Below are 26,986 nucleotides of genomic sequence, written 5' to 3'. Positions count from 1 at the left end.
TCGCACAATGCGGGCATGTCTGGTCACGTTGCTTACCGAACCGGCGCGGTCCGCTACCAGGTCACCGACGTTGCGCGGGCAATCGCCTTCTACACCGAACGCCTCGGATTCGAGCTGGCACTGCAGGGTCGAGGTGCGTTCGCCGCTGTCGTCAACGGTGACCTCACCCTGTGGCTGAGCGGCCCGGATAGTTCAGGTGCGCGTCCGATGCCTGACGGAAGTCGGCAGACACCCGGAGGCTTCAACCGGTTTGTGCTCGAGGTCGACGACCTCGACGCAGGGATCGCCGATTTGCGCGGGCGCGGCGTGGTGTTCCGCAATACGGTCGAGGAGGGTCCGGGCGGCCGGCAGATCCAGATCAGCGATCCTGACGGCAATCCGATCGAAGTCTTCGAACCGGCAGCCGTCAGGCCATCGGCGGGCTGACCGCAGGCGGCAACGCCGGGTAAACCGGTGTCTCAGCAGGTGGCCACGCGCCGAGATCGTCGCGGGGCGTCGACACGGCGATCAGCGCGTATGCGAGAGCCGCCATCGCAGCCGGGAACAGGATGGTGGCCGCCAGCTGCAGCGGTGTATGCCCGAAGAACACCGGGGCTGCCTCCACGACGTAATGGACCCGATCTTCGGGCGTCACCGGAGCACCGGCGATGTCGAGGGTGCCGTAACGCCGGTGCACCAGTGCCGCGCCTACACCGGCTGCCGCGGCCGCGGCAGCCGCGCAACCCACTGCCAGCGCGGTCAGGAGCACGGGTCCGCGATGCGCCCGCCACTGCCACAGCGCCACGGCGGATACCACCGCAAGGACCACCAGCAGCCCGACGAACATGAACGCCGCGGTGAAGAAATGGTCGGATTCACTGCCGAGGTAGGCGTGGATCCGCTCCCCGCTGCGAGTTAATGCGACCACGCCGCGAATCGGTGGGGCCAGCCAGGCCCACAGCACGCCGAACAGCGCGCCGGCAATGGTCAGCGCCACCACCACGATCACCACCGCGCGAGAGCGCGAGATACGCGGGCCGCCCGGAACATTGGCGGGCACAGCGACTGCCGTGTCCTGCTCGTCGTTCGAAATGCTCATCGCTTCGTCTCGAGTTCCGTGGAATCCACCTGTCCATGCCGCGCGCATTTGGCCCACCAACCGTCCGGGCGCACCTGGACAATCATCCGGCGACCACATTCGGCACAGAACCGCGGGGGTTCGAGACCGAGCTGAGCGGCCGTCGGCATGGTGCTACCCGCCGGGCCACCGGTGTAGACGTTGTAAAGGCCGGCGCCGACGGGCGCGGGCAGCGCCGGAACTTCCTCGATCATCACCACCCCGTTCTACAGGGTTGCGTTGAGCGCCTTGATCGGCATCTGCAGATCGTCGAGCAGTTCCAGGTCGGCCTCGGCCGGCCGCCCCAGCGTGGTGAGGTAGTTGCCGACGATGACGGCGTTGATGCCGCCCAGGATGCCCTGCTTGGCGCCGAGGTCGCCGAGGGTGATCTCGCGACCACCCGCGAACCGCAGCATGGTGCGCGGCAGGGCCAGCCGGAACGCCGCGACGGCCCGCAGCGCGTCGGAAGCGGGCAGCACCTCCAGGTCACCGAACGGGGTGCCCGGGCGAGGGTTGAGGAAGTTCAGCGGAACCTCGTGCGGGTTGAGTTCGGCGAGATTGGCCGCGAACTCGGCGCGCTGCTCCAGCGTCTCCCCCATGCCGAGGATGCCGCCGCAGCACACCTCCATGCCGGCTTCGCGGACCATGCGCAGCGTGTCCCAGCGCTCTTCCCAGGTGTGGGTGGTCACCACGTTGGTGAAGAAGGACCGCGCCGTCTCCAGGTTGTGGTTGTAGCGGTGCACGCCCATATCGGCGAGGCGCTGGACCTGTTCCTCGGTGAGCATGCCCAGCGAGCAGGCGATCTGAATGTCGACCTCATTGCGGATGGCCTCGATGCCCGCGGCCACCTGAGACAGCAGGCGCTCGTCCGGGCCGCGGACCGCGGCGACGATGCAGAACTCGGTGGCGCCGGTCTTGGCGGTCTGCTTGGCCGCCTCGACCAAGCTCGGAATGTCCAGCCACGCGCTGCGCACCGGCGACGCGAAAAGCCCTGACTGTGAACAGAAGTGGCAGTCCTCGGGGCAACCGCCGGTCTTGAGGCTGATGATGCCCTCGACCTCGACATCGGGGCCACACCACTTCATCCGGACGTCATGAGCCAGTTCGAGCAGGGCGTCGAGCCGATCGTCGGGCAGTTGCAGCACCTGCAGCGTCTGGTCCTGATCGAGGCCGACGCCGCGCTCCAGCACCTGCTCGCGGGCCACACCCAATACGTCCACGGCTGCCTGCGTCACGAATGTCCTCCTGGATCGTTGATTTCAACCTGTCGGCCGTGCCGACAATTGAACACGTCGGCGGGCCGACAATTGAACACCGTTCAGGTTAGGGTAGCGGTGTGCAACTCCACAAACCGGACGTGGTGGCAGCGGCGACGGTGATCCTCGACAACTACGGCATCGGCGACCTGACAATGCGGCGCCTTGGCCGTGAGCTCAACGTCAGCCCGGGCGCTCTGTACTGGCACTTCGCCAACAAGCAGGAGCTGCTGGGGGCAGTGGCGGACCACATCTTGGCGTCCGCCCGCACCGATGCCGCGGCGTTGGGCTGGCGCGAACGGATTCATGACATCTGCCGCGCGTTGCGCGACGCGCTGCTGTCCCACACCGACGGCGCCGAACTCGTGTCGTCGAGCTTCGCGGCCGGGCAATCGACGGCCGTCGTCGGACTCCTCGCGCAACTGACCGACGCGGCGCGCGATGCGGGGATTGATTCCGACGACGCCGAACTGGCCGCTCGGACGGTGATCTACTACGTGCTCGGGTTCACCGTCGACGAACAGTCCCGGTTGCAGTGGGACGCCGCCGGCGCGCTGACCGACGAGCAGTCGGTAATGGCCGAAGACCCCTCTGCGCGCTTCACCTTCGGGCTCGACCTGCTCGTCGACGGCTTGTCCGTGCACGGCAGCGCCGAACGTCGGCTTCCCGTCGAGTAAACGCCGAAATCTGGCTCGTAAGCCCACTTGATCTGACTGCAATCTCGACTTGATAAGTCGGCTTGAAGCGCAACCGCGCCAGTAACGGCACGGCGGTCCGAGGCGAATTTTCCGCCACAGCGATTACCCGGCCTCCGCCCTCGCAATCTCGCTAAACCTTGTGGGCGGAAAGCGCCATTTTTGTCGGTGGTCGAATGTATGTTCGAAACATGCAGGCGGGTGGTGAGGCGGTGGCGGGGTTGCGGGCCGCCTTCGACACGTTCGCCTCCTGCGATTTCGCGTCGTTGACCCGGGCCGAGCTGCTCGCGGTGCTCGACGAGTACGAGACCCTGACCTGTCAGACGCCGGCCGTGTGGCATCGGCTGCTGGCCCAGCTGCAGGCTGGCGCCACGGCCAAGGAGCTGGGCGCCAAGTCGTGGAACGAGGTGCTACGGATCCGGTGGCGGCTGTCCACCGCCGAGGCCGGTCGGCGCTTGGCTGAGGCTGGCGAGCTGGGGCCGCGCCAAGCCCTGACCGGTGAGGTGCTGCCGGCGGTGCTGCCTGCGGTGGCCGCCGCCCAACGCGCCGGGCTGATCAACACCGATCACGTCAAGGTCCTGCGCGACGCAGTCCATCACCTACCGGAGTGGGTGGACACCACGACGCGGGAACAGTTCGAACTCGACCTGGTCCGGGTCGCCGTCGGGGTGGGCCCCAAGGAACTCAAGGAAACCGCCGAGCTGCGGTTGTTCCTGCTCGATCAGGACGGACCCGAACCCGACGACACCGAACGCGCCCGCAAACGCGGCGTCAACATGGCCAAACAGGGCCGCGACGCGATGACCGGTCTGACCGCCAACCTCACCCCCGAAGCCGCCGCCGTCTGGGAGGTACTGCTCGCCAAATTCGCCGCGCCCGGCATGTGCAACCCCGACGACGACGAACCCTGCACCACCGGCACCCCCACCCAGGCCCAGATCGACAACGATCACCGCACCCTGGCCCAACGCCAACACGACGCCCTGCTGGTCATCGGACGCATCGCGTTGATGAGCGGGGACCTCGGGCAACTCAACGGCCTACCGGTGTCGGTGATCATCCGCACCACGCTGCAAGATTTGGAATCGCGCGCCGGGATCGGGGTCACCGGCGGCGGAAAGAAGCTTCCCATCACAGATGTCATCCGGATGGGCGGGCACGCCAACCACCACCTGGCGATCTTCGACCAGGCCACCGGAGCGGCCCTGGACTACTACCGGGCGCGGCGCACCGCCAGCGCGGCCCAGCGGATCATGCTCATCGCCCGCGACGGCGGCTGCACCAAACCGGGCTGCACCGTCGGCGCCTACGGCTGCCAGGTGCATCACGCCGCCGCCGATTGGTCCGACGGCGGCAACACCAACGTCGACGAGATGACCCTGGCCTGCGGCCCCGACAACCGCCTCGTCAACAGCGATAACGGCTACACCACCACCATCAACGCCCGCGGCGACGTCGAATGGCACCCACCACCCGAGTTGGACCACAGCCAACAGCGCATCAACTACCACCACCGGCCCGAACTGCTCCTCACCCCACCCGAGGAACCCGACGGGGAACTCACGCCGGACCCCGAACCGGTACCAGAGCAGGAATCGACGCAGAACCCGGCGCCGGGCAACGAGCGGGACCTGAAACAGGATCCGGAGTGGGTATCAGACGAGGACTCGAAACAGCACGTGAACCAGGACCCGCAGTGGGACCTGGACTGGGACACCGACTTCGACGAATCCACACCGATCCCACCCAATGTCGAACACCTCTGGAACCCAGATGCGTCCGGCCCAGAGCCGTTCGACCCCGGGCTTCCGCCCGGCTGGATTCTGCTCGACGACAGCCCACCCTCGAACGAAACTCGCCAGGACACATACCCATACGCCGACCCCGACCCATGCGAACCCATCAACGACCACGCCCTCAGCGGCACAACAGTGCGCGGTCCCTGACGAGCTAGGCAAGCCCCGCGCTTGCCCGACCCGTCGCGCCCCACCGCGACACGCACGCGGCTGCCGGGACATGTGGCAGATGTGAGTGCTATTACGGCATCCCGCGGTTGACGATCGCCTCCAGCGCCGCGACGGACGCCGGCACGCCGGAGATGTCTACCGAACCAACCCGCGTCCACGCCCACAGGGCGAGCTCGGCCACCGGAGCTGTGGCCCGCGCGGTCGGTTCACCGCCGGTCGCCCGTGTCGCTCGTGGCAACTCACCCGCCACGCCGACCTCGACCAGCCAGCGCTGCCCGACATCGGGAGCGACGAACTCGACCACAGCGGCCGGCTCATACATCGTGCCCTCGGGCTGCCAGCCCCACATCACGTCCACCGCGTGATCGACGGCGCCCGCCGCGACCTCGGCATCGATGGGTCCGATCGGCACGGCTGCGGCCAGCTCGGCGTCGACGCGGTGCATGGTCGCCTCGTAGGTCTGCATCCGCCGGGTGAAGCCGACCGTCTGATCCGGCGGCCACCACGACCACCGTGGCTCGCTGTCATCAAGCCGCCGAAGTTGTTCCAGCAGCAGGGTCGTCGCTCGCTCACGCAATGCCAGCATGTCGCTGACGGCGCCGGGGCGAGCAGGTTTGGCTTGTTCGACGGCGGGCAGGTCATCGTCGGTGCGGGCGTTCCGGGCCAGCACGCCGGCCCAGAAAAAGTGCACCTCGGTCAGGTGCCACAGTAGATCTGCGGCGCTCCACTCAGGACACGTCGGGCAGCGGCCGTCTGGCGGGATTCCCGCCAGGACGTCGGCGAGCCGCTGCGACTCGGCACGGATGATCGCAACACGTTCCATTCGACCAGCATGTCAGCCGATCGGGTGCTCCACACGTTTGTCGCCGTCCCAGCGTCGCAACCCGACGACACGGCCGGCGATCTCGGCCGGCCGCCCGGCGATGCGCAGGGCGAGCGCCAGTTTCGTGGGTGGCAGCCGCCGCGCCAAGGTGACGTGCGGCGTCCATTGCCCGGTCTCGGCATGCGGCATCGGGGCCGGTTCCGTGTACGGCAGACACGACCGGTACACCTCGGCCTGCACCTCGAGGAGCTCCGGTGACGGCACCAGCAGCCGGGCCAGCACCCCGGCCGACCGGCCGAAGATCAGGGTGGCCCCGAGCCGGCACGGCAGCGGTAACCGGTCGAGCGTCGGCAGCAGCAGAGTCTCCACCTGTGGGTCGATGTACTGGGCGACGGTCAAGGTGGCGTGTGGCCGGCCGGCCGGGGCCTGACTGGGAATCCCCGCCTCGCGCAATCCATCCCAGATGTGGCGGACGGCCGCTTCGGTGTCCGCATCGAAGACGAGCTCGACGGAATGGACCATTCAGACCAAGCCTGCAATCCAGTCACCATCGAATGCCGCAGCGCTGAGTGCCGCGAACTCTTCGGGGTTGGCGCTGCCGGCGCCCGCGGGCAGCGCCGCACGCACCGGCGCCAGCTCGGCAAGCGCCTCCCGATTGCCCTGCTCGGCGATGCCCGGTTCAGCAGGCCACGCGCCGATCACCAATCCCGCACATGGAATCCCTTGTCCGGCAAGTGATTCCAACGTCAACGCGGTGTGGTTGAGGGTACCCAGGCCGGGTGAGACCACCACCAGTACCGGAGCCGAAAGGTCCGCTGCGAGATCGCGCAGGGTAACTCCGTCGGCACCAAGTTCCACCAGCAGACCCCCCGCCCCCTCAACGAGTGTCAGCCGGCCCGGCGCGTCGACCGTCCGCACCGCCGCGACCAGGTCGGTGCGGGACGGCAGCGCCAGTCCAGCACGGCCGGCGGCCGCGACCGGCGCCAGCGGTTCGGGATAGCGCCAGCCGCCGTGCAGTTCGACGGCCCCGGACAGCCGGCGGACCTCGCCGAGATCGTCGTCACCGTCGATGGTCCCGGTCTGCACGGGCTTGCACACCGCGACGTCCAACCCGGCCAGGCGGGCTGCGCAGGCCAGTGCCGCGGTGGTCACTGTCTTCCCGACGCCGGTATCGGTGCCGGTCACGGTGAGAACGCTCATGTTCGTGCGGTGGCGAGCACTTCGGTCAGCACCCTGCCGGCCAGTTCCATCTCGTCATCCGACAGCGAGGCCCGCGCGGTCAACCGCAACCGCGACGTCCCGGCGGGAACAGTCGGCGGGCGGAAGCAACCGACCCGCACACCACGTTCAAGACAGGCCGCCGCCGCTGCCACCGCGACTTCGGGTTCACCCAGGATCACCGACACCACCGCCGAGTCGGGCTCTGCGGCGACACCCGATATCCGGGCCAGCTCGGCGGCCCGGGACAGCACGGCGCCGGCACGATGCGGCTCGGAAATCAGCACACGCAGTGCCGCCCATGCCGCACCGACAGCGGCAGGCGCCAGGCCGGTGTCGAAAATGAACGGCCGGGCAGCGTCGATGAGGTGCGCCCGCACGGCATCCGGACCCAGAACCACGCCGCCCTGGCTGCCCAACGCCTTCGACAGCGTCGTGGTCATCACCACGTCCGGCGCCCCGGCGAGACCGACCTCGTAGAGCAGACCCTGCCCACAGGGCCCACGCACCCCGAGACCGTGCGCCTCGTCCACGATCAGCAGCGCACCGTGGCGTCGACACACCGAATGCAGTTCGCGCAGCGGGGCCAGGACGCCGTCGGCACTGAACACCGATTCGGTCAGGACCACGGCCCGGTCCTCGGTGCGTGCAGCCAGGGCTGCTTCGACCGCGGCGACGTCTCGGTGCGGCGTGACCGTCACCCTGGCCCGCGACAGCCGGCAGGCGTCGACGAGCGAGGCGTGAGTGAGCGCGTCGGACACCACGAGGGATCCGGGGCCGGACAGCGCCACGACGGCGCCGAGGTTCGCGGTGTAACCCGATGAGAAGACGAGCGCCGATTCGGCTCCGACGAAGGACGCCAACGCCGTCTCGAACCCTTCGTGCAGCTCGGTGTTTCCGGTGACGAGGCGAGAGCCACCGGCACCGGCGCCCCAGGTGCGCAACGCTTCGACGCCGCCGTCGAGCACCTCGGGGTGCTGGGACAACCCCAGGTAGTCGTTGGACGCCAGATCGAGTTCGGCGCCTACCGGTGGCCGGGCGCGCAGCTCGCGGCGTAGTCCAGCGTCACGGCGCTGTTGTTCGACGTCGGCCAGCCAGGCCAGTGGCGAAAGACCGGTGCGTGTCACGTGAGCTCCTAACGGGACAATTGAACACCGTTCAGGTTAATGCACGCGCGACGCCGACCATCGCCGCGGTTATCTGGCCGATCTCATCAGGCGTGCAGATATACGGCGGCATCGCGTACACCAGATTGCGGAACGGGCGCAGCCAGACCCCGTGCCGCAATGCGGCCGCAGTCGCCACCCGCATGTCCACGGGCTCGGCCATCTCGACGACGCCGATCGCGCCCAGCACCCGGACATCGGCGACACCGGGCAGCGCACGGGCCGGTTCGAGTCCCTCTCGCAAACCCGCTTCGATGGCCTGCACCTGCGCGCGCCAGTCGCTGGTGACCAGAAGCTCAACGGCCGCCACGCCAACGGCGCATGCCAGCGCGTTGGCCATGAAGGTGGGTCCGTGCATGAGTGCGCCGGGCTGCCCTGAGCTGATGGTCTGGGCGATCCGCCCGGTACACAGCGTGGCAGCCAGGGTGATGTATCCACCGGTGAGCGCCTTGCCGACGCACATGATGTCCGGACTGACCCCGGCGTGTTCCGCGGCGAAAAGCTCACCGGTCCTCCCGAAGCCGGTGGCGATCTCGTCGAAGATCAGCAGGACGTCGTGGCGATCGCAGATGGCGCGCAGATCGGACAGATAGCGCGGATCGTGAAACCGCATCCCGCCCGCGCCCTGCACGACTGGTTCCACGATCACGGCAGCGAGTTCGTCGGCCTGCCGGGCAAGCTGTTTCTCGAATGCCGCGCTGTAAGCCGGGTCGTAGTTGGCGGGAACCTGGGGCGCGAACTCCTGCGCGATGAGGACGTCGGTCCACAGCGAGTGCATGCCGCCGTCGGGGTCGCACACGCTCATCGGGGTGAACGTGTCGCCGTGGTAACCGCCACGCCAGGTCATCAGCCGGTGTTTGGCACCGCGGCCCAGGCTGCGCCAGTACTGCAGTGCCATCTTGACCGCGACCTCGACAGACACCGAACCGGAGTCGCTGAAGAACACGGTTTCCAGGCCGTCCGGGGTGAGCTCCACGAGCAGTTGCGCCAGCCGTGCCGCCGGCCCATGCGTCAAACCGCCGAACATGACGTGGTTCATGGTGGCCATCTGGTTGTTGATGGCTTGGTCCAGGACGGGGTGCCCGTGACCATGCACGGCCGTCCACCACGACGCCATCGCATCGAGCACCTGGATCGGCCGTCCATCGCTGTCAGCGGGATCGATCACCGTCAGCCACGCGCCCTTGGCTCCGACCGCCACCACCGGCGGCAATGCCTCGGCCCCGATCGTGCTGTAGGGGTGCCAGATGTGAGCCGTATCGATGGCACTGATCTGCGCTGGAGTCAGATCGGCCACAGACCGGCAGCCTAGCCCTTTGCTCATAGAAGGTGATGACGGCATCCGAAATATGAGCGCCAGGCTGTTCTTAGGTAAATTGACCTCCGATCATGATGACCCTTGCCCCGCCGCGGCCGGCGCCAGTAACCGACGATTCGCGCGCCAAACCCGTGTCTTTGGGCACCCGGAAGTCGGGTTTCTACCGGCACGATCTCGACGGCCTGCGCGGGATAGCTATCGCGCTGGTCGCGGTGTTTCATGTGTGGTTCGGCCGGGTTTCCGGTGGTGTGGACGTGTTCCTGGCCTTGTCGGGGTTCTTTTTCGGCGGCAAGATCCTGCGGACGGTCCTGACCCCGGGGGCTTCGCTGTGGCCGGTGTCCGAAGTGGTCCGCCTTGTACGACGCCTCCTACCTGCGTTGGTGGTAGTGCTCGCGGCATCGGCGGTGCTGACCATTCTGATCCAGCCCGAAACACGGTGGGAAACGTTTGCCGACCAGAGCCTGGCGAGTCTCGGCTACTACCAGAACTGGGAATTGGCCAACACCGCAGCGGATTACCTGCGCGCCGGTGAGGCGGTCAGTCCGCTCCAGCACATCTGGTCGATGTCGATCCAGGGACAGTTCTACATCGCGTTTCTCGCGCTGATTTTCGGGCTCGGCTTCCTGTGCCGCCGACTGTTCGGCCGGCACCTGCGGACGGTTTTCATCGTGGTGCTGGGCGCCTTGACCATCGCGTCCTTCGTGTACGCGATCATCGCGCACAACGCTGATCAGGCCACCGCGTACTACAACAGCTTCGCGCGGGCTTGGGAGCTGCTCCTCGGGGCGCTTGCCGGCGCGGTCGTGTCGTTTGTCCGGTGGCCGATGTGGCTGCGCACGGTCGTCGCCTTCGTCTCACTGGCCGCGATCCTGTCCTGTGGCGCGTTCATCGACGGCGTCAAGGAGTTCCCCGGGCCGTGGGCATTGGTACCGGTGGGTGCGACAGTGCTGTTCATCCTGTCGGCGGCCAACCGACCGGCCGGCGAACGACTCCCGGCGCCCAACCGGATGCTGGCGACGAAACCGTTCGTGTCGCTGGGCGCGATGGCCTACTCGTTGTATCTGTGGCACTGGCCGCTGCTCATCTTCTGGTTGTCGTACTCAGGCCACGGGCACGCCAATTTCCTCGAAGGCGCCATCGTGCTGCTGGTGTCGGGCGTGCTGGCCTGGCTCACTACGCGCTACATCGAGGAACCGCTGCGCGCACAGTCGGTCAAGGCACCAGCCCCGGCGATCCCGCTGCGGGCGCGGCTGCGCCGCCCGACGATCGTGCTGGGCTCGATCGTCGCTCTGCTGGGCGTTGCGTTGACGGCGACCTCCTTCACCTGGCGCGAACACGTCACGGTGCAACGGGCGAACGGCAAAGAGTTGTCCGGGCTTTCAGCCCGTGACTACCCGGGTGCGCGGGCACTGATCAACAACGTGCGAGTGCCCAAGTTGCCGATGCGCCCGACGGTGTTGGAAGCCGAAGACGACCTGCCGGCCTCCACGAACGAGGGCTGCATCAGCGACTTCGGCAATATCGACGTAATCAACTGCACCTACGGCGACAAGGCCGCAACACGCACCATCGCGCTGGCCGGCGGCTCACACGCCGAGCACTGGATCACCGCGCTCGACCTGCTCGGCCGATTGCAGAACTTCAAAGTGGTGACCTACCTCAAGATGGGCTGCCCGCTGACGACCGAGCCGATGCCACTCGTGATGGGCGACAACCGGCCGTATCCGAAATGCCGCGACTGGAACCAGCGGGTGATGGCCAAGCTGATCTCCGACCAGCCCGATTTCGTGTTCACCACCTCGACGCGACCATGGAACATCAAGCCCGGCGACGTGATGCCGAGCACTTACCTCGGAATATGGGACACCTTGTCGCAGAACAACATTCCCATTCTTGCGATGCGCGATACGCCGTGGCTGGTGCGCAACGGCGAGCCGTACTTCCCGGCTGACTGTCTGGCCAACGGAGGCGACGCCATCTCATGCGGCATCGACCGGTCCAAGGTACTGTCCGACCACAACCCGACACTGGATTACGTCGGGAGGTTCCCGCTGTTGAAGCCACTCGACATGAGCGATGCGGTGTGCCGTGAGGACTACTGCCGCGTGGTGGAGGGAAATGTGTTGCTCTATCACGATTCTCACCACATCTCGACGACCTATATGCGGACCATGACCAACGAGCTCGGCCGCCAGTTGGCGGCAGCCACCGGCTGGTGGTGAACGCCGTGACATCGCAGATGTCCCCGCGCCCTCCGCTCCCCACGACGATGTCGACGGTGTGGCCCGGTGAGGCCTACCCGCTCGGCGCCACCTATGACGGCGCAGGGACCAACTTCTCGCTGTTCTCCGAGGTCGCCGAACGCGTCGAGCTGTGCCTCGTCGCCAAGGACGGTTCCGAAGAGCGGATCAACCTCGAAGAGGTCGACGGGTACGTCTGGCACGCCTACCTGCCCACCGTGACGCCCGGGCAGCGGTACGGATACCGCGTGCACGGCCCCTGGGATCCCGGTGCCGGGCACCGCTGCGACCCGAGCAAGCTGCTGCTGGACCCTTACGGGAAGTCGTTCCACGGTGACTTCGACTTCACCCAGGCGCTGTTCTCCTACGACCTGACCGCCGACCCGCCTGGCAGCGGCACCCCACCCCGGATCGACTCGCTGGGCCACACGATGACCAGCGTGGTGATCAACCCGTTCTTCCAGTGGGGCTCCGACCGCGCCCCCAAGACGCCGTACCACGACACCGTGATCTACGAGGCCCACGTCAAGGGCATGACCCAGACTCATCCCGGCATCCCCGAGGAACTGCGCGGCACCTACGCCGGGCTGAGCCACCCGGTCATCATCGATCACCTCAAGTCGCTCAACGTCACCGCGATCGAGTTGATGCCGGTGCACCAGTTCATGCACGATCACCGACTGCTGGACCTGGGCCTGCGAAACTACTGGGGCTACAACACCATTGGCTTCTTCGCGCCGCACTTCCAGTACGCCGCGACCCGGCACGCGGGCGGTGCGGTGGCCGAGTTCAAGACGATGGTCAAGGCGTTCCACGACGCGGGCATCGAGGTCATCCTCGACGTCGTCTACAACCACACCGCAGAAGGCAACCACCTGGGGCCGACCATCAACTTCCGGGGCATCGACAACGCCGCCTACTACCGGCTCCTGGACGGCCAGCCCGAGTTCTACAAGGACTTCACCGGAACCGGCAACAGCCTCAATGCGCGCCATCCACACACCCTGCAACTCATCATGGATTCGTTGCGGTACTGGGTGATGGAGATGCACGTCGACGGGTTCCGTTTCGATCTGGCCTCCACCCTGGCGCGGGAATTCTATGACGTCGACCGGCTTTCGGCATTCTTCGATCTGGTGCAGCAGGATCCGGTGGTCAGCCAGGTGAAACTGATCGCCGAACCGTGGGATGTCGGTGAGGGCGGATACCAGGTCGGCAACTTCCCAGGTTTATGGACTGAATGGAACGGGAAATATCGCGACACTGTGCGCGATTACTGGCGGGGAGAACCCGCAACCCTGGGCGAGTTCGCCTCCCGGCTGACGGGTTCGTCGGACCTCTACGAGGCGACCGGACGACGGCCGAGCGCCAGCATCAACTTCGTGACCTGTCATGACGGGTTCACTCTCAACGATCTGGTGTCCTACAACGAGAAGCACAACGACGCCAACGGTGAGGACAATCGCGACGGCGAGAACCACAACCGGTCCTGGAACTGCGGCGTAGAGGGCCCCACCGACGATGCCGACATCCTGGCGCTGCGGGGCAAGCAGATGCGCAACATCGTGTGCACCCTGATGCTCTCGCAGGGCACGCCGATGATCGCCCACGGTGACGAGATCGGCCGGACGCAGCTCGGCAACAACAATGTGTACTGCCAGGACTCGGAACTGTCGTGGATGGACTGGTCGCTGTGCGAGACGAACGCCGACCAACTCGAATTCACCCGCAAGGTGGTCGACTTCCGCAAGCGGCATCCGGTTTTCCGGCAGCGCCGATTCTTCGAGGGTAAACCGATCCGCAGCGGGGATCAGGTCCGTGACATCGCCTGGCTGACCCCGGCCGGCGTGGAAATGACCCCCGAGGACTGGAACACCGGACTTGGCACCTGCGTCGCGGTCTTCCTCAACGGCGACGCCATCCCGGCCCCCAACGCCCGTGGCGAGAGGGTGATCGACGACTCATTCCTGTTGTGTTTCAACTCGAATGACCACGCACAGGATTTCGTCACACCCAACGGCGACTACGCCACGGAGTGGACCGCCGACCTCGACACCGCAAACCCGACCGGCGATTCGGACTTTGTGGTGGCCGCCGGCGAGAAGATTTCACTGCAGGCCCGGTCACTTCTCGTCCTTCGCAAGACGGCCTGACCCGTGACCGCTCCGGTGCTCTCGACGTATCGGCTCCAGATGCGCGGGGATTGCTGCACATTCGACGATGCGGTGAATCTACTGGACTATCTCGATGACCTCGGTGTCTCGCATGTATACCTGTCCCCCATCCTGACCGCGGCCGAGGGTTCCACCCACGGCTACGACGTCACCGACCCCACCACGGTTTCGGCTGCGCTCGGCGGCCCCGAGGGGCTGCGCCGGCTCTCCGACGCCGCGCACAACCGCGGGATGGGCCTCATCGTTGACATCGTCCCCAACCATGTCGGGGTCGACGATCCCCAGCAGAACCGCTGGTGGTGGGATATTCTCACCCATGGTCCCTCATCGGTGTACGCCGGCTGTTTCGACATCGACTGGGATCTCGACGGTGGCCGAATTGTATTGCCCATCCTGGGTTCTGACGATGACATCGCCGATCTCGTGGTCGACGGGGATGTGCTGCGCCTTGGCGACCTGGCGCTGCCGATCGCGCCGGGCACGGGTTCGGGTAGTGGCTCGCAGGTGCATGACCGCCAGCATTACCGGTTGACCGGATGGCGACGCGGTATCTGTGGATATCGCCGGTTCTTCTCCATCACCTCGCTGGCAGCGCTGCGCCAGGAAGACCGGGCCGTTTTCGACGCCACCCACATCGAGGTCAAACGCTGGTTCGACGAAGGCCTGGTCGACGGCCTGCGGATCGACCATCCGGACGGATTGTCCGATCCCGCCGGATATCTGACGTGGTTGCGTGAGCTGGTCGGACCGTCGGCATGGATCGTGGCGGAGAAGATCCTGGCCGCCGACGAGGCGCTGGACGCATCGCTACCGGTAGCGGGCACCACCGGCTACGACGCGCTACGCGAGATCGGCGGCCTGTTCATCGACCCCGCAGGGGCTCCGCCGCTGAGCGCACTGTGCGCCGATGTCGATCCGGGATCCGAACAGCAACTCAAGAGCGCCACGGTCACCGACACCCTGGGCAGCGAGCTGGCCCGGCTGTGTCGGGTGATCTCCGGTGTCACGGCGCATCGTGACCCGAAGCTGGCCGACGCAGTCGCGGCACTCGTCAGCAGAATCGGGGTGTACCGGAGCGACTATCCCGCGCTCGCAGCAGTGCTTCCCTCCGCCATCGGCCAAACCGCTTCCGCAGCACCGGAACTCGCTGAGCCGCTGACCCTTGTCGCGATGGCACTGGCCACCAGCACCGAAGCGGTGGCCCGGTTCGGCCAGCTGTGTGGTGCGGCCACCGCGAAGGCGATCGAGGATTGCCTGTTCTACCGGGATGCCCGGCTGGTGTCACTCAACGAAGTCGGCGGCGCACCGGAACTGTTCGGCGTCACATCCGCCGAGTTCCACCAGCGGGCGGCGACCAGGGCTCGGCTGTGGCCCGCGGCGATGACCACGCTGACCACTCACGACACCAAACGCGGTGAGGACGTGCGTGCCCGCATCGGCGTGTTGTCGCAAGTCCCGACGTTGTGGTCGGAGCTGATCGGGCAGTGGACTGCACTTGCCCCTCTACCGGACGCTGCCACGGCATTGTTTCTGTTGCAGAACATCTTCGGCGTATGGCCGGCAAGCGGTGAGGTGACTTCCGAGCTGCGCAGCCGACTGCACGCATACGCCGAGAAGGCCATCAGGGAGGCGGCCACCAGAACGTCGTGGCACGACCCCGACACCACGTTCGAAGACGATGTGCATCGGTGGTTGGACACCGTGCTCGACGGACAGGTCGCCGCTGGGTTGACGTCGCTGGTCGCCCAACTCGACGAACACGCCCGCAACGACAGCCTGTGCCAGAAGCTCATTGCGCTGACCGCGCCGGGTGTGCCCGACGTCTACCAGGGCACCGAACTGGCCGAGGACAGTCTGGTCGATCCGGACAATCGCCGCCCCGTCGACTATGACACCCGGCGTAATGCGTTGCGGGAGTGGACCGATGCCAAGATCCGGGTGACCGGTGCCGCGTTGCGGCTGCGCCGCGCGCACCCGGATGCCTTTCTGTCCGGCGGGTACACCCCGGTGTCGGCCGCCGGTGCCACTGCGTCTCACCTCGTGGCCTACCAGCGCGGCGAGAACGTCTTGGTCGCGGTCAGCCGCTGGACGGTCCGTCTGTCCGAAACCGGCTGGGGCGAAACGGTTCTGCCGCTGCCGGAGGGCAACTGGGTGGACCGCATCACCGATCGGCGATGGGCTGGGCCGGTACCGGCCGCCGGCTTGTTCGCAGAGCTTCCGGTGGCACTGCTGGAGCGCCAGCGATGACTGAATTCGCCGTGTGGGCACCAGTACCCGAGCGAGTGCGACTCGACGTCCACGGCACATTGCACGACATGCGTCGAACCGATGATGGATGGTGGCACGCCGAGGTCGCATGCCCCGACGATGCCCGGTACGGATTCGTTCTCGACGACGATCCCCAGGTGCTGCCCGACCCCCGCTCGCCGCGCCAGCCCGATGGTGTGCACGAACGCTCACAGCTGTGGCAGCCGGCGCCCGGGGCCTGGACCGACACCGACTGGCGGGGCAAATCCGTCGCCGGCGCGGTGATCTACGAACTGCACACCGGCACGTTCACCCCGGGGGGGACGTTCGAGTCCGCTATCGAGAAGCTCGACTATCTGGTGGATCTCGGCGTGGACTTCGTCGAGTTGATGCCCGTCAACGCGTTCAGCGGCACTCACGGCTGGGGTTACGACGGCGTGCTGTGGTACGCGGTCCACGAACCCTACGGCGGCCCAGACGGTTTGATCAGACTGATCGACGCATGCCATGCCCGGGGCCTCGGTGTGCTGATCGACACGGTGTTCAACCATCTCGGCCCGTCGGGAAACTACCTACCGCGGTTCGGTCCGTACCTGTCGGCCGGCACCAATCCCTGGGGCAGTTCGATCAACCTGTCCGATGCCGGGGCCGACGAGGTACGCACCTACATTCTCGATTGCGCGCTGCGCTGGATGCGCGACTTCCATGCCGACGGGTTGCGCCTGGATGCCGTGCACGCCCTGATGGACAACACGGCCATCCACGTGCTCGAAGAACTGTCCGCCGAAACCGACGCGCTGGCAGAAGAACTCGGCAGGCCCCTGTCACTGATCGCGGAGAGTGACCTCAACGATCCCCGCTTGATCACCCCGCGGGACCGCGGTGGATACGGCCTGACGGCGCAATGGGATGACGATATCCACCATGCCATCCACGCCGCGGTATCCGGCGAACAACAGGGTTACTACGCTGATTTCGGCTCGATGCAGACGCTCGCCGGCACGCTCAAAGGCGGGTATTTCCACGCGGGCACTTATTCGTCGTTCCGGCACCGCCGACACGGCCGCCCGCTGGACACCACCGCGATCCCCGCGACCCGGTTGTTGGCATACACCCTTACCCACGACCAGGTCGGCAACCGTGCGGTGGGCGATCGTCCGTCCCAGCGGCTGGACTTCGGCCAGCTCGCCGTCAAGGCCGCTTTGGCTCTCGGATCCCCCTACACGGCAATGCTTTTCATGGGTGAGGAGTGGGGTTCGTCATCGCCATTCCAGTTCTTCAGCTCGCATCCCGAACCCGAGTTGGCCCGCGCCACCGCCGAGGGACGCAAAGCGGAGTTCGCCGAACACGGATGGGATGCCGACGAGATACCGGATCCACAGGACCCGGCGACCTTCCAGCGTTCCAAGCTGAACTGGGATGAGGTCAATGCGGGCGATCACGCTCGGTTGCACCGGATCTACCGCGAACTGATCGCCCTGCGGCGCACCGAGCCTGATCTGGCCGACCCTTGGCTCGACCATATGAGGATCGAGTTCGACGAGGCACAGCACTGGATCGTCATGCACCGCGGCGCCCTGGCCGTCGCGTGCAACCTCGGCACCGAACCGGTGAAGATTCCCGTCACCGGCGAGGTGGTACTGGCCTGGGACGAACCCGGCCACGAGTCCGGGGCCACCGTGCTGGGCGGGCATTCTTTCGTAATTCTGCGAACTGTCAACCCGTTGTCCACAGACTGATTGGTTGTGGATAACGCGTTACCCGGATAACGCACGAGCGGGCGATGATTCGGCCATGAGTGACCGTGAACGCGTGCCCATTCCGCCGATCGAAACCGCGACCGATCCCGTACATTCGGCCCACGACATGGGTGAGCGATGGCGCGCCCTCATGGGACAACTCGGGTTCAGCGAACGCCTGCTGTGGGTTGGATTCCTCGGCGCCGACCGGCGCATGTACAAGACCATGAGCCAGGTTCCGGTGCGGGCCGATCCCCAACCCGGCCTGGTCGAGTACGTCGTATCCCGCCTGCCGCGGATCCTGGCCGCCCTCGAGCCCGGCAGCAGTGTCGCGCTGTTGCTGACCCGCCCGGGCCACGGTCCGGTCTCGATCGTCGATCGCGACTGGGCTTCGATACTCACTCGCAGTGCGGCGGCGTACGGGGTGCCGCTCGAGCCGATCTTCCGCGCCAACGACGAGGCTCTGGTCGAGGTCAGGCCCAGACTGAGACTGACCGGTTGAGGCTCAGGTCAGGTAGCGATATGTCGGGGAACCCGGCTCGAGCAGTTCGACGTGAATGTCGGACGCTTCCATGCGGGCCAGCAGCCCCTCCAGGTCCGCCGCCGAGCTCAGCTCGACACCACACAGCGCCTCGCCTGTCTCCCGGTTGTTGCGCTTGACGTATTCGAACAGCGTGATGTCGTCGCCGGGGCCGAGAACATCGTCCAGGAACCGGCGCAACGCCCCCGGCTCCTGAGGGAAGTCGACCAGGAAGTAGTGCTTGAGGCCCAGGTGCACCAATGAACGCTCCAGCACCTCGTTGTAGCGGGAGACGTCGTTGTTGCCGCCGGAGATCAGGCACACCACGGTGGAGCCGGGTTCGATGTCGGCCTCCAGCAACGCGGCGACCGACAGCGCACCGGCCGGCTCGGCGATGATCCCCTCGTTCTGATAGAGGTCGAGCATGGCGGTGCACACCGCGCCCTCGTCGACCGTGGTGATCGACACCATGTCACCTGCGGCGGCCAGCGCCGCATACGGCCAGGCTCCAGCGCGCGCGACCGCTGCCCCATCGACGAACTGGTCGACGTGCTCCAGCGTCACGGGCTCACCGGCGGCGAGCGCGGCGATCATCGATGCGGCGCCGGCGGGTTCCACGCCCAGCACCGACGTGCCGTTGGTGCGCTCGGCGAGGTAGGTGGTGATTCCGGCGATGCACCCGCCGCCGCCGACCGGCACGATCACCCGATCCGGTTCCTCGTCGAGTTGGTCGAGCAGTTCGGCGGCGATGGTGCCTTGACCTGCCATCGTGCGCAGGTCGTCGTACGGCGGTACCAAGGTCGCCCCGGTACGCGCCACGTCCTCCAGTGCGGCAGCCGCGGCCAGGTCATATGTCGACCCCACGGCGATGAGCTCGATGAACTCACGACCGTGGTAGCGGATGCGGTCGCGCTTCTGCTTGGGCGTCTTGGCCGGTACGTAGACCCGGCCATGGGTGCGCATCGCACGGCAGGCCATCGCGAAGCCCTGCGCATGGTTGCCCGCCGAGGAACACACCACGCCGGCGGCAAGCTCCTCGGGCGACAATTGGGCCATCAGATTGAACGCACCGCGCAGCTTGTAGGACCGCACGGCCTGCAGATCCTCGCGCTTCAGATAGACCGTCGCGCCGGTGGCTTCGGACAGTCGCTCGCTGATCTGCAGCGGGCTGCGGGTGACCACGCCGGCAATTCGCTGGGCAGCCTCATCGATGTCAGCCGCTGAAAGACGTGAGGTCAGCGGCGTCCTCGAATTGGGGCTCAGTTCGGCAGTCACCGATCAATGGTGCCACCGGCCAGCGGTTTCACTTAACCGGGGTTAGGACAAACACCGGAATCTGGCGTTCAGTCTTGGTCTGGTAGTCCGCGTAGTCGGGGAAGGCGGCCACCGCGCGCTCCCACCACAGCGCTCTTTCCTCCCCGAGAACCTCCCGCGCCTGGTAGTCCCCGGAAACCGGGCCGTCCTGCAGTTCGACGTGCGGATTCTTCTTGACGTTGTAGTACCAGACCGGATTCTTCGGGGCACCGCCCAGCGATGCCACCACCGCGTATTCACCGTCATGTTCGACCCGCATCAACGGAGTCTTGCGGAGCTTGCCGGTCTTGGCACCCACCGTGGTCAGCAGTACCACCGGCCTCCCCTGCATCTCGGTGCCTTCGGTGCCCCCTGAGGCCATATAGGTCTCGGCGTTCTCCCGGACCCAATCCGATGCACTTGGTTCATATTCTCCGGTCAGAGGCATGACGCCAGCCTAGAACGGGAAACCAACCGGAATGAGGCACACCGCCCGATCAGTTCAGCGCAGTCGACGCCGGCGGCTGGTCACCGTGACGGCGGCGGCGCTGCTCACCGTGCTATCCGCGTGTTCGACGGCCAATAGTGACCTGCTCGGAAACACGACTGCGCGCGTCGCCATCAACGGCCAGGACACATCGAGGTCATATCCGGTGCGCTGCAACCAGCTGCGCTGGCTGTGGACCATCGAGACCTTGCCGGAAGAACCGGGTTTCACCGCGGTGATCCGAACAGGCGGTCCGGCGACCCCCGAGTTGGTGACGATCCGCGACCTGGCAGGTTTCACGGGCACGACGTCCTTCGGGCCGTCGCCCGGGTCCGAAGCCAGCATGGACGGGTCCGACTTCACCGTCAGCGGGACTGCGCACGGAACTTTTGCCAGCGACTTCAGCGAATCAGCCGACGCGGAGTTCAGGATCACTGCCGATTGCTGACAGCATTCGCCTCATTCGGTGTTTCGGCTGGCCGAAATCATTCTTGAGAGCTATCGTTGTCTACATGACCGCAGCCGGGAACTTCCGGAGCACCGTCTCCCGAGGTGAACACGACATCCCCATCGCCGGGGTGCCGTGGCCTGCGTACAAGCTGATCGCCCTCGCCGTCGGCGCGATCGTGCTGGTCGGCGTCGGCGTCGTCACGATGAGTGCCGCGCCCGCTGTGTTGACGGCCGCCGCCATGACGACCCTGGTGTGGCTGGTCCTGGGCGCGTTCTCGTCGTCCGACCACTAGCTTTCGAGCAGGCCGCGCAGGGTCGAAAGATCAGCGGCCACCGCAGCGACGTCTGCCTCGAACTCCTCGTCGGACATTCCCGGCCGCTGACGGACCGTGAACACGACCTCACAACGCGACTCCCCCACACCGGCGGGAAGCACCCGCATGGGGTTGTAAACCACCTCGCCGGTCGGTAGCCGCACCACGTGGTCCAGTACTCCGTGGGCATTGGCCGGCGTGAACTCCACGCCCACCACACCCATCGCGGAATCCGCCACCCATCCGTCGGCGCTCTGGCGTAGCCCGCCGTCGGCCAGACCGGCAGCCCAGCGGGGCAACTGATGAGGGTCCGCTGCGAATGCGTATGCCACCTCGGGCGGGACATCGATCCAGACGCTCACATGTCGACTGCGCATGAACCCAGCGTAGGGGGCGAGGCTCACCTTTTCCCTCGCGAACAGACGCGTAGGTACCGCAGGACGTGCGTTCTCGGGTACCTACACGTCTGCTCGCGCTTCGGTACTGACGTGTAATGCCAAGGGCGGTGAACGTTTTGGGCTTCCCGTTCAGCGAACAGTTGGGGTGTAAGTTCGCATCTATGGGACTTGCCACGGCTCACTTGACACCGGTGGAACAAACAGCGTTCCTCACTGTGTATGCCCGGGCGTTGGACAGCCGGTGGCCGCGCCCGATCCTCGGCGACACATTCGCCGAGGATGTCGTCGGCCAAATCGACTACGACTTCGCCGGTCTCGGCGTGCAAACCAGTGTGATATGCCAAACCGCGCTGCGCGCAAAGATGCTCGACGACCGGGTGCGCGCCTTCATCGCCGAACACCCTGACGCCGTGGTCGTCGATCTCGGAGGCGGTCTCGACAGCGGTCTCTATCGGGTGGCTCCGCCCGGCACAGTCGACTGGTACAACGTCGATCTGCCTGGCATCAGCGCACTACGGGAACAGGTGCTTCCGCCGCATCCGGGGGCACACAACGTCGCCGCGTCGCTGGCCGACGAGAGATGGCCCGCAGACATTCCCGCCGATCGCCCCACGATGTTGGTCGCCGACGGTCTGTTCGCCTTCCTACCCGAGCCGGTGATCGTCGGCGTCTTCCGCAGGATCACCGACCACTTCGGTTCTGGGGAACTGGCCTTCAACGACTACGGACGGATCGGCTGGGTGAGCCGGGTAGCGATCAAGCTCTATCCGCAGAAGATGTTCAAAGACGTCGGAAGCCAATGGGGCTACCCGGGTTTCAAGGACGCACATCATCCGGAAACCTGGAACCCGAGGATGCAACTGGTTGAGGAGTCAAGCCTGACCCGGGCGCCGGAGGTAGACCGGTTTCCCGGCTGGGTTCGGGTCGCCACCAAGCTCAGCGCGAAGAGCAAGTCGGCAGCCCGTAAAGCGCGAATCTTGCGCTACCGCTTCGGACCTCGCGCCGGGACTGCATCGTGAATCCCGCACGTGCACGCGTCGATCGACGGGCACGTGCACCGCATGCCCCATTCGATGATCTCCCGGGCCCGAGCCAGCGACTCCATCTGCGCGTCGATCTCGGCGAGCTTGGCCGCGGCCAGCGTGCGCGCAACCGGCCTGCCCGGGGTGTCGTCGTCCATCAGCACGGTGATCTCTTCCAGCGCGAACCCGGCCGCCTTGCACAACCGGATCACTTCCAGCCGCACCAGGATCGACTCCGGGTAGCGCCGCTGACCGCCCACCCGATCCGGCGGCGGGATCAGCCCGACCTGCTCGTAGTAGCGCAGCGCGGTCTGGGCGACACCGGTGCGACGCGCCACGTCACCGATCGTCAGGCGTGCGGTCATCGCGTCTCCTCCGATTCGGGGCTTGACTTAGAGTCAACTCTAAGTCGTTGACTTGATGGCATGCCACTCACCGACACCACGCTTGAGACATTGCGCCGTTCCCGCTACGCCCTGCTGCGCTCCTATCGCCGGGACGGCAGCGCCGTCGACACCCCGATCTGGTTCGTGCTGGACGGCCGAACGGTGCTGTTCCGTACCAAGATCGGGCCCAAAACCCGTCGACTTGCCGCCCAGCCTCAGGTGGAATTGGTGGCCTGCGATCACCAGGGGCGGATCACCGGCGAGGTGACTCTCACGGGCGACGCGAAAGTGCTGACCGGCGACGAGGCGCAACGCGCCAACCGCGCCTTGCATCAGCGTTACGGATGGCAGTGGAACATCTTGCCGCTCTTGAAGATCCCCGGGGTGACCAACGTGCACAGCGATCTGCCGATGCGCGAGAAGCTGCGGCGCGCCCGTGACCGGACGCTGTGGCCGGACTCTGCGATCGTGCGCGTCGACCTCGACGGGTGAGGCGCCGAGACTAGCCCAGGCAGCCAGGGCCCAACAGCGCCTTCAGATCACCCATCAATGCCGACGAGGGAGTCACCCGCAGCGCCTGATCGAGTTCGAGCGTGGTGATCCGCTCGCCGCTGATCAATCGCAAATGCACCTGCGAGGTACCCGGATGGTTCGCGAGAACCGATTTGAGTGCACTCACCTTGTCGACAGTGCACTGGCGCGTGGGCAGGCTGACCGCCAGCGGGCGGTCCACCTGTGCGCTGCTGAAATCGGGCACCACGAGTTCATGGGCGATCAATGCGATCCGGTCGTCGCGTGCTGCGACCTTCGCCTTGACCAGTACGACCACGTCGTCGGCGATCTCGGCGCCGAAAAGCGAATAGGTCTGCGGGAAGAACAGCACTTCGATGCCACCGGTGAGGTCTTCCAATTGCGCTGAAGCCCAGGGCAGCCCGTTCTTGTTGACGCGCCGATTGACCGACGCGAGGATCCCACCGACGAGCACCTGAGCGTCGTTGGAGACGTCGCCATCGAGGATCGCCGGGATCTGCGTGTCCACCTGCGCGTTCAGCAGATGCGCCACGCCGTTGAGCGGGTGGCCGGACACGTACAGGCCCAGCATCTCGCGCTCGAGGGCCAGCTTGTGCTTGTCCTCCCACTCCTCGTCGGGCACCTTGATGGTGAACACCGCGTCGGCCGCGGTATCGGTACCGCCGAACAGGTCGAACTGGCCCATGGCCTCGGCCTTCTTGGTTCCGAGCACCGAGTCGACGGCATCGGTGTGCACCAGGAAGAGCCCCTTGCGCGGGTGGCCGAGCGAATCGAACGCGCCTGCCTTGATCAGCGACTCGGTGACCTTCTTGTTGCAGGCGGCGATGTCGATCTTGTTGAGGTAGTCGGAGAAGTCGGTGTACTTGCTCTTCTCGGTACGGGTATTGATCAGCGACGCAACGACATTCGCGCCGACGTTGCGGATGGCGCCGAGGCCGAAGCGGATGTCGTCGCCGACCGAGGCGAAGTTCTGCACCGACTCGTTGACGTCGGGCGGCAGCACCGTGATGCCCAGGCGCCGACAATCTGCCAGGTAGACCGCTGCCTTGTCCTTGTCGTCGCCCACCGAGGTGAGCAGGCCCGCCATGTACTCCGCCGGATAGTTGGCCTTGAGGTAGGCCGTCCAGTAGGACACCAGCCCGTAGCCGGCCGCGTGCGACTTGTTGAACGCGTACCCGGCGAACGGAAGAATGGTGTCCCACAACGCTTTCACCGCGGCTTCGGAGAACCCGTTGGCGGTCATGCCCTCTTTGAAGCCCTTGTACTCGGCCTCGAGCACTTCAAGTTTCTTCTTGCCCATGGCCTTACGCAGCGCATCGGCCTTGCCCATCGTGTAGGACGCGACCTTCTGGGCGATGCGCATGATCTGCTCTTGGTAGACGATCAGACCGTAGGTCTCGGAGAGGATCTCGCTCAGCGGTTCCTCAAGTTCGGGGTGGATCGGCTTGATGGCCTGCCTACCGTTCTTGCGGTCGGCATAGTCGTTGTGCGCGTTCATGCCCATCGGCCCGGGGCGGTACAGGGCGATGACGGCGACGACGTCTTCGAACCCGGTCGGCTGCATGCGCCGCAGCAGGTCGCGCATTGGACCGCCGTCCAACTGGAACACACCCAGGGTGTCACCGCGGCCCAGCAGTTCATAGGCCGCCGTGTCGTCGAGTGGCACCGAGTCGAGGTCGAGGTCGATCCCCCGGTTGGCTTTGATGTTCTCCAGGCAGTCGCCGATGATCGTCAGGTTGCGCAGGCCAAGGAAGTCCATCTTGAGCAGGCCGATGGCCTCGCACGAGGGATAGTCCCAACCGGTGATGATTGCGCCGTCCTGGGGGCGACGCCACAGCGGGATGGCGTCGACGAGCGGCTCGGAGCTCATGATCACCGCGCAGGCGTGCACGCCCGCGTTGCGGACCAGCCCTTCCAGACCGAGCGCCGTCTGGTAGATCGTGCGGACGTCCGGATCGGTGTCGATCAGCGCGCGGACCTCAGCGGCCTCCTTATAACGCTCGTGGTTGGGGTCGGTGATTCCCGAGACCGGGATGTCCTTGGCCATGATCGGCGGTGGCAGCGCCTTGGTGATCCGGTCCGCGATCGCGAAACCGGGCTGGCCATAGTGCACCCGGGCCGAATCCTTCAGCGCTGCTTTGGTCTTGATCGTGCCGAAGGTGATCACCTGGGCGACCCGGTCGCTGCCCCACTTGTTGGCGGCGTACCGCAGCATCTCACCGCGGCGACGGTCGTCGAAGTCGATGTCGATATCGGGAGCCGACGGGCGTTCCGGGTTGAGGAAGCGCTCGAAGAGCAGCCCGTGCGGGATCGGGTCGATGTTGGTGATGCCCAGCGAGTAGGCCACCAGCGAACCCGCTGCCGACCCACGCCCCGGCCCCACCCGGATATCCACCGAGCGCGCATAGTTGATCAGGTCGGCGACGATGAGGAAGTACGACGGAAAACCCTTGTCGCAGATGACTTTGATCTCGTACGCCGCACGTTCCGTGTACTCGGCGGGCACGGCACCGCCACGGAAACGCCGCTTCAGCCCCGCAGTGACCTCATGGGTGAGCCACGTCCCCTGGTCGTGTCCGTCGGGCACCGGGAAGACCGGCATCCGGTCCCGCGGCTCCCACACATCGGCGTAGGACTGCACCCGTTCGGCGATCAGCAGGGTGGAATCGCACGCTCCGGGGACCTGACCGTCCCAGAGCGCGCGCATCTCCTCCGCCGACTTGAGGAAGTAGCCGTCGCCGTCGAACTTGAACCGGTTCGGATCCGACAGCGTCTTGCCGGTCTGGATGCACAGCAGCGCCTCGTGATTTTGCGAGGCCTCGCGCGTCACGTAGTGGCAGTCGTTGGTGGCAAGCGGCGGGATACCGAGCTTCTTCCCGACCTCAAGCAAGCCTTCACGTACTCGGCGCTCGATATCGAGACCGTGGTCCATCAACTCCAGGAAGAAGTTCTCCGGCCCGAAGATCTCCCGCCATTTCGCGGCCGCCTCCAGCGCCTCACGATCGTGGCCGAGCCGCAGCCGGGTCTGCACCTCGCCAGACGGGCAGCCGGTCGTCGCGATGATGCCTTCGGCGTGCTCGGCGATGATCTCGGCGTCCATTCGGGACCATTTGCCGAGCTGCCCCTCGAACGAGGCCAGTGAGGACAACTTGAAGAGGTTGCGCAGGCCCGTCGCGTTCTCGGCGACCATCGTCATATGGGTGTAGGACCCGCTACCGGAGACGTCGTCGCTCTTCTGGCTCGGATCACCCCACAGGATGCGCTTGGTGTCGAACCGCGAAGCGGGCGCGATGTACGCCTCGACCCCGATGATCGGCTTTATACCGGCCTTGGTTGCCGAGTTGTAGAACTCACTGGCACCGAACATGTTCCCGTGGTCGGTCATCCCGATCGCGGACATGTTCAATCGCTGCGCCTCGGCCAGCATCGGGCTGATCTTCGCGGCACCGTCGAGCATTGAGTATTCGGTGTGGTTATGCAGGTGCACGAAGGACCGCGAAGATGAGCCGCTCATAGGGTGGCCAGTCTATTGCCGGGGGCCGACACATTCCGCGCGTGTCGTTGCGCGTGTCCTTGACCGCGGGTTGCGTGGTTCCATCAGCCCAGGTCGACCGTGCCGCCATCACAGCGGTAGGGCGGTCCGTGA

General features: G+C 66.1%; 25 protein-coding genes. 12 read left to right on the top strand and 13 right to left on the bottom strand.

Annotated features, from left to right (window positions below; all coding sequences use genetic code 11):
- The first annotated feature begins 15 nt into the window (after nucleotides 1–15).
- Nucleotides 16–426 carry a VOC family protein gene (locus ABQF30_RS10115; protein ID WP_448462878.1) on the top strand — a complete coding sequence of 137 codons (411 nt, stop codon included), beginning with the start codon at nucleotides 16–18 and terminating at the stop codon, nucleotides 424–426.
- On the opposite strand, the gene ABQF30_RS10110 is transcribed toward ABQF30_RS10115, so the two are convergent.
- From ABQF30_RS10110 to bioB, 3 genes are read right to left on the bottom strand one after another with little or no spacing between them, the layout of a single operon-like run.
- Entirely contained in the window at nucleotides 407–1,078 is a 672-nt protein-coding gene (locus tag ABQF30_RS10110) for a DUF2567 domain-containing protein (RefSeq protein ID WP_448462876.1), read from the bottom strand. The two genes, ABQF30_RS10115 and ABQF30_RS10110, sit on opposite strands and share 20 nt — an antisense overlap.
- Nucleotides 1,075–1,311, bottom strand: coding sequence for a biotin synthase auxiliary protein BsaP (gene bsaP, locus ABQF30_RS10105; protein WP_448462874.1), 237 nt, complete (start codon nucleotides 1,309–1,311; stop codon nucleotides 1,075–1,077). Before bsaP ends, ABQF30_RS10110 begins: the two co-directional genes overlap by 4 nt.
- A 12-nt stretch (nucleotides 1,312–1,323) precedes the next feature.
- Entirely contained in the window at nucleotides 1,324–2,316 is a 993-nt protein-coding gene (gene bioB, locus ABQF30_RS10100; RefSeq protein ID WP_448463588.1) for a biotin synthase BioB, read from the bottom strand.
- Nucleotides 2,317–2,432: 116 nt separating this feature from the next.
- On the opposite strand from bioB, the gene ABQF30_RS10095 reads away from it, so the two are divergent.
- Together ABQF30_RS10095 and ABQF30_RS10090 are read left to right on the top strand one after the other, a co-directional pair.
- Nucleotides 2,433–3,029, top strand: a complete 597-nt coding sequence (locus tag ABQF30_RS10095; protein WP_448462872.1) for a TetR/AcrR family transcriptional regulator C-terminal domain-containing protein — start codon at nucleotides 2,433–2,435, stop codon at nucleotides 3,027–3,029.
- Nucleotides 3,030–3,223: 194 nt separating this feature from the next.
- The gene (locus tag ABQF30_RS10090; RefSeq protein WP_448462870.1) at nucleotides 3,224–4,993 is read left to right on the top strand and encodes an HNH endonuclease signature motif containing protein; all 1,770 of its coding nucleotides are present in this window, start codon (nucleotides 3,224–3,226) and stop codon (nucleotides 4,991–4,993) included.
- A gap of 91 nt (nucleotides 4,994–5,084) precedes the next feature.
- Here ABQF30_RS10090 and ABQF30_RS10085 read toward each other — a convergent pair whose 3' ends face one another.
- From ABQF30_RS10085 to ABQF30_RS10065, 5 genes are read right to left on the bottom strand one after another with little or no spacing between them, the layout of a single operon-like run.
- Nucleotides 5,085–5,837, bottom strand: coding sequence for a maleylpyruvate isomerase family mycothiol-dependent enzyme (locus tag ABQF30_RS10085; protein WP_448462868.1), 753 nt, complete (start codon nucleotides 5,835–5,837; stop codon nucleotides 5,085–5,087).
- A gap of 12 nt (nucleotides 5,838–5,849) precedes the next feature.
- Nucleotides 5,850–6,359: a 2'-5' RNA ligase family protein gene (locus ABQF30_RS10080; protein WP_448462866.1), complete on the bottom strand. Its 510-nt coding sequence runs from the start codon at nucleotides 6,357–6,359 to the stop codon at nucleotides 5,850–5,852.
- Entirely contained in the window at nucleotides 6,360–7,037 is a 678-nt protein-coding gene (gene bioD / locus ABQF30_RS10075; RefSeq protein ID WP_448462864.1) for a dethiobiotin synthase, read from the bottom strand. It lies immediately after the preceding gene.
- Complete coding sequence (locus tag ABQF30_RS10070; RefSeq protein WP_448462862.1) at nucleotides 7,034–8,182, bottom strand: 8-amino-7-oxononanoate synthase; 1,149 nt, start codon at nucleotides 8,180–8,182, stop codon at nucleotides 7,034–7,036. The genes bioD and ABQF30_RS10070 overlap by 4 nt, the downstream gene beginning before the upstream one ends.
- Before the next feature lie 31 nt (nucleotides 8,183–8,213).
- Entirely contained in the window at nucleotides 8,214–9,518 is a 1,305-nt protein-coding gene (locus tag ABQF30_RS10065; protein ID WP_448462860.1) for an adenosylmethionine--8-amino-7-oxononanoate transaminase, read from the bottom strand.
- A gap of 92 nt (nucleotides 9,519–9,610) precedes the next feature.
- On the opposite strand from ABQF30_RS10065, the gene ABQF30_RS10060 reads away from it, so the two are divergent.
- The 5 genes from ABQF30_RS10060 to ABQF30_RS10040 are packed head-to-tail and all read left to right on the top strand — an operon-like array spanning nucleotide 9,611 to nucleotide 18,441.
- On the top strand, nucleotides 9,611–11,761 hold the full coding sequence (locus ABQF30_RS10060; protein WP_448462858.1) for an acetyltransferase SucT: 2,151 nt from the start codon (nucleotides 9,611–9,613) through the stop codon (nucleotides 11,759–11,761).
- A 17-nt stretch (nucleotides 11,762–11,778) separates the two neighbouring features.
- Nucleotides 11,779–13,932: a glycogen debranching protein GlgX gene (gene glgX, locus ABQF30_RS10055; protein WP_448463586.1), complete on the top strand. Its 2,154-nt coding sequence runs from the start codon at nucleotides 11,779–11,781 to the stop codon at nucleotides 13,930–13,932.
- Nucleotides 13,933–13,935: 3 nt separating this feature from the next.
- Nucleotides 13,936–16,200 carry a malto-oligosyltrehalose synthase gene (gene treY / locus ABQF30_RS10050; RefSeq protein WP_448462856.1) on the top strand — a complete coding sequence of 755 codons (2,265 nt, stop codon included), beginning with the start codon at nucleotides 13,936–13,938 and terminating at the stop codon, nucleotides 16,198–16,200.
- Nucleotides 16,197–17,939, top strand: a complete 1,743-nt coding sequence (gene treZ, locus ABQF30_RS10045) for a malto-oligosyltrehalose trehalohydrolase (RefSeq protein ID WP_448462854.1) — start codon at nucleotides 16,197–16,199, stop codon at nucleotides 17,937–17,939. The genes treY and treZ overlap by 4 nt, the downstream gene beginning before the upstream one ends.
- Before the next feature lie 55 nt (nucleotides 17,940–17,994).
- The gene (locus tag ABQF30_RS10040) at nucleotides 17,995–18,441 is read left to right on the top strand and encodes a hypothetical protein (protein ID WP_448462852.1); all 447 of its coding nucleotides are present in this window, start codon (nucleotides 17,995–17,997) and stop codon (nucleotides 18,439–18,441) included.
- Between the two features lie 3 nt (nucleotides 18,442–18,444).
- Here the strand turns inward: ABQF30_RS10040 and ilvA are convergent, their stop codons facing one another.
- Together ilvA and ABQF30_RS10030 are read right to left on the bottom strand one after the other, a co-directional pair.
- Nucleotides 18,445–19,734 carry a threonine ammonia-lyase IlvA gene (ilvA, locus tag ABQF30_RS10035; RefSeq protein ID WP_448462850.1) on the bottom strand — a complete coding sequence of 430 codons (1,290 nt, stop codon included), beginning with the start codon at nucleotides 19,732–19,734 and terminating at the stop codon, nucleotides 18,445–18,447.
- A 28-nt stretch (nucleotides 19,735–19,762) separates the two neighbouring features.
- Nucleotides 19,763–20,200 (bottom strand): nitroreductase family deazaflavin-dependent oxidoreductase, encoded by a 438-nt coding sequence (locus tag ABQF30_RS10030; protein WP_448462848.1) that lies wholly within the window; start codon nucleotides 20,198–20,200, stop codon nucleotides 19,763–19,765.
- Between the two features lie 31 nt (nucleotides 20,201–20,231).
- Here ABQF30_RS10030 and ABQF30_RS10025 point away from each other — a divergent pair, with 31 nt between their 5' ends.
- Together ABQF30_RS10025 and ABQF30_RS10020 are read left to right on the top strand one after the other, a co-directional pair.
- On the top strand, nucleotides 20,232–20,687 hold the full coding sequence (locus ABQF30_RS10025) for a lipoprotein LpqH (protein WP_448462846.1): 456 nt from the start codon (nucleotides 20,232–20,234) through the stop codon (nucleotides 20,685–20,687).
- Nucleotides 20,688–20,751: 64 nt separating this feature from the next.
- On the top strand, nucleotides 20,752–20,982 hold the full coding sequence (locus ABQF30_RS10020; protein WP_448462844.1) for a hypothetical protein: 231 nt from the start codon (nucleotides 20,752–20,754) through the stop codon (nucleotides 20,980–20,982).
- Here the strand turns inward: ABQF30_RS10020 and ABQF30_RS10015 are convergent.
- Nucleotides 20,979–21,380 (bottom strand): SRPBCC family protein, encoded by a 402-nt coding sequence (locus ABQF30_RS10015; RefSeq protein ID WP_448462842.1) that lies wholly within the window; start codon nucleotides 21,378–21,380, stop codon nucleotides 20,979–20,981. The genes ABQF30_RS10020 and ABQF30_RS10015 overlap by 4 nt on opposite strands.
- Before the next feature lie 182 nt (nucleotides 21,381–21,562).
- Here ABQF30_RS10015 and ABQF30_RS10010 point away from each other — a divergent pair, with 182 nt between their 5' ends.
- On the top strand, nucleotides 21,563–22,420 hold the full coding sequence (locus tag ABQF30_RS10010; protein ID WP_448462840.1) for a class I SAM-dependent methyltransferase: 858 nt from the start codon (nucleotides 21,563–21,565) through the stop codon (nucleotides 22,418–22,420).
- Here the strand turns inward: ABQF30_RS10010 and ABQF30_RS10005 are convergent.
- Nucleotides 22,384–22,788, bottom strand: a complete 405-nt coding sequence (locus ABQF30_RS10005; RefSeq protein ID WP_448462838.1) for a MerR family transcriptional regulator — start codon at nucleotides 22,786–22,788, stop codon at nucleotides 22,384–22,386. The two genes, ABQF30_RS10010 and ABQF30_RS10005, sit on opposite strands and share 37 nt — an antisense overlap.
- A gap of 60 nt (nucleotides 22,789–22,848) precedes the next feature.
- On the opposite strand from ABQF30_RS10005, the gene ABQF30_RS10000 reads away from it, so the two are divergent.
- The gene (locus tag ABQF30_RS10000; protein WP_448462836.1) at nucleotides 22,849–23,301 is read left to right on the top strand and encodes a PPOX class F420-dependent oxidoreductase; all 453 of its coding nucleotides are present in this window, start codon (nucleotides 22,849–22,851) and stop codon (nucleotides 23,299–23,301) included.
- Between the two features lie 10 nt (nucleotides 23,302–23,311).
- Here ABQF30_RS10000 and dnaE read toward each other — a convergent pair whose 3' ends face one another.
- Nucleotides 23,312–26,854: a DNA polymerase III subunit alpha gene (gene dnaE / locus ABQF30_RS09995; protein ID WP_448462834.1), complete on the bottom strand. Its 3,543-nt coding sequence runs from the start codon at nucleotides 26,852–26,854 to the stop codon at nucleotides 23,312–23,314.
- Nucleotides 26,855–26,986 lie beyond the last annotated feature (132 nt).

The organism is Mycolicibacterium sp. XJ870 (assembly GCF_053483975.1).
The sequence above is the reverse complement of the archived record's forward strand: the minus strand, read 5'-3'. Positions and strand labels throughout refer to the sequence as shown.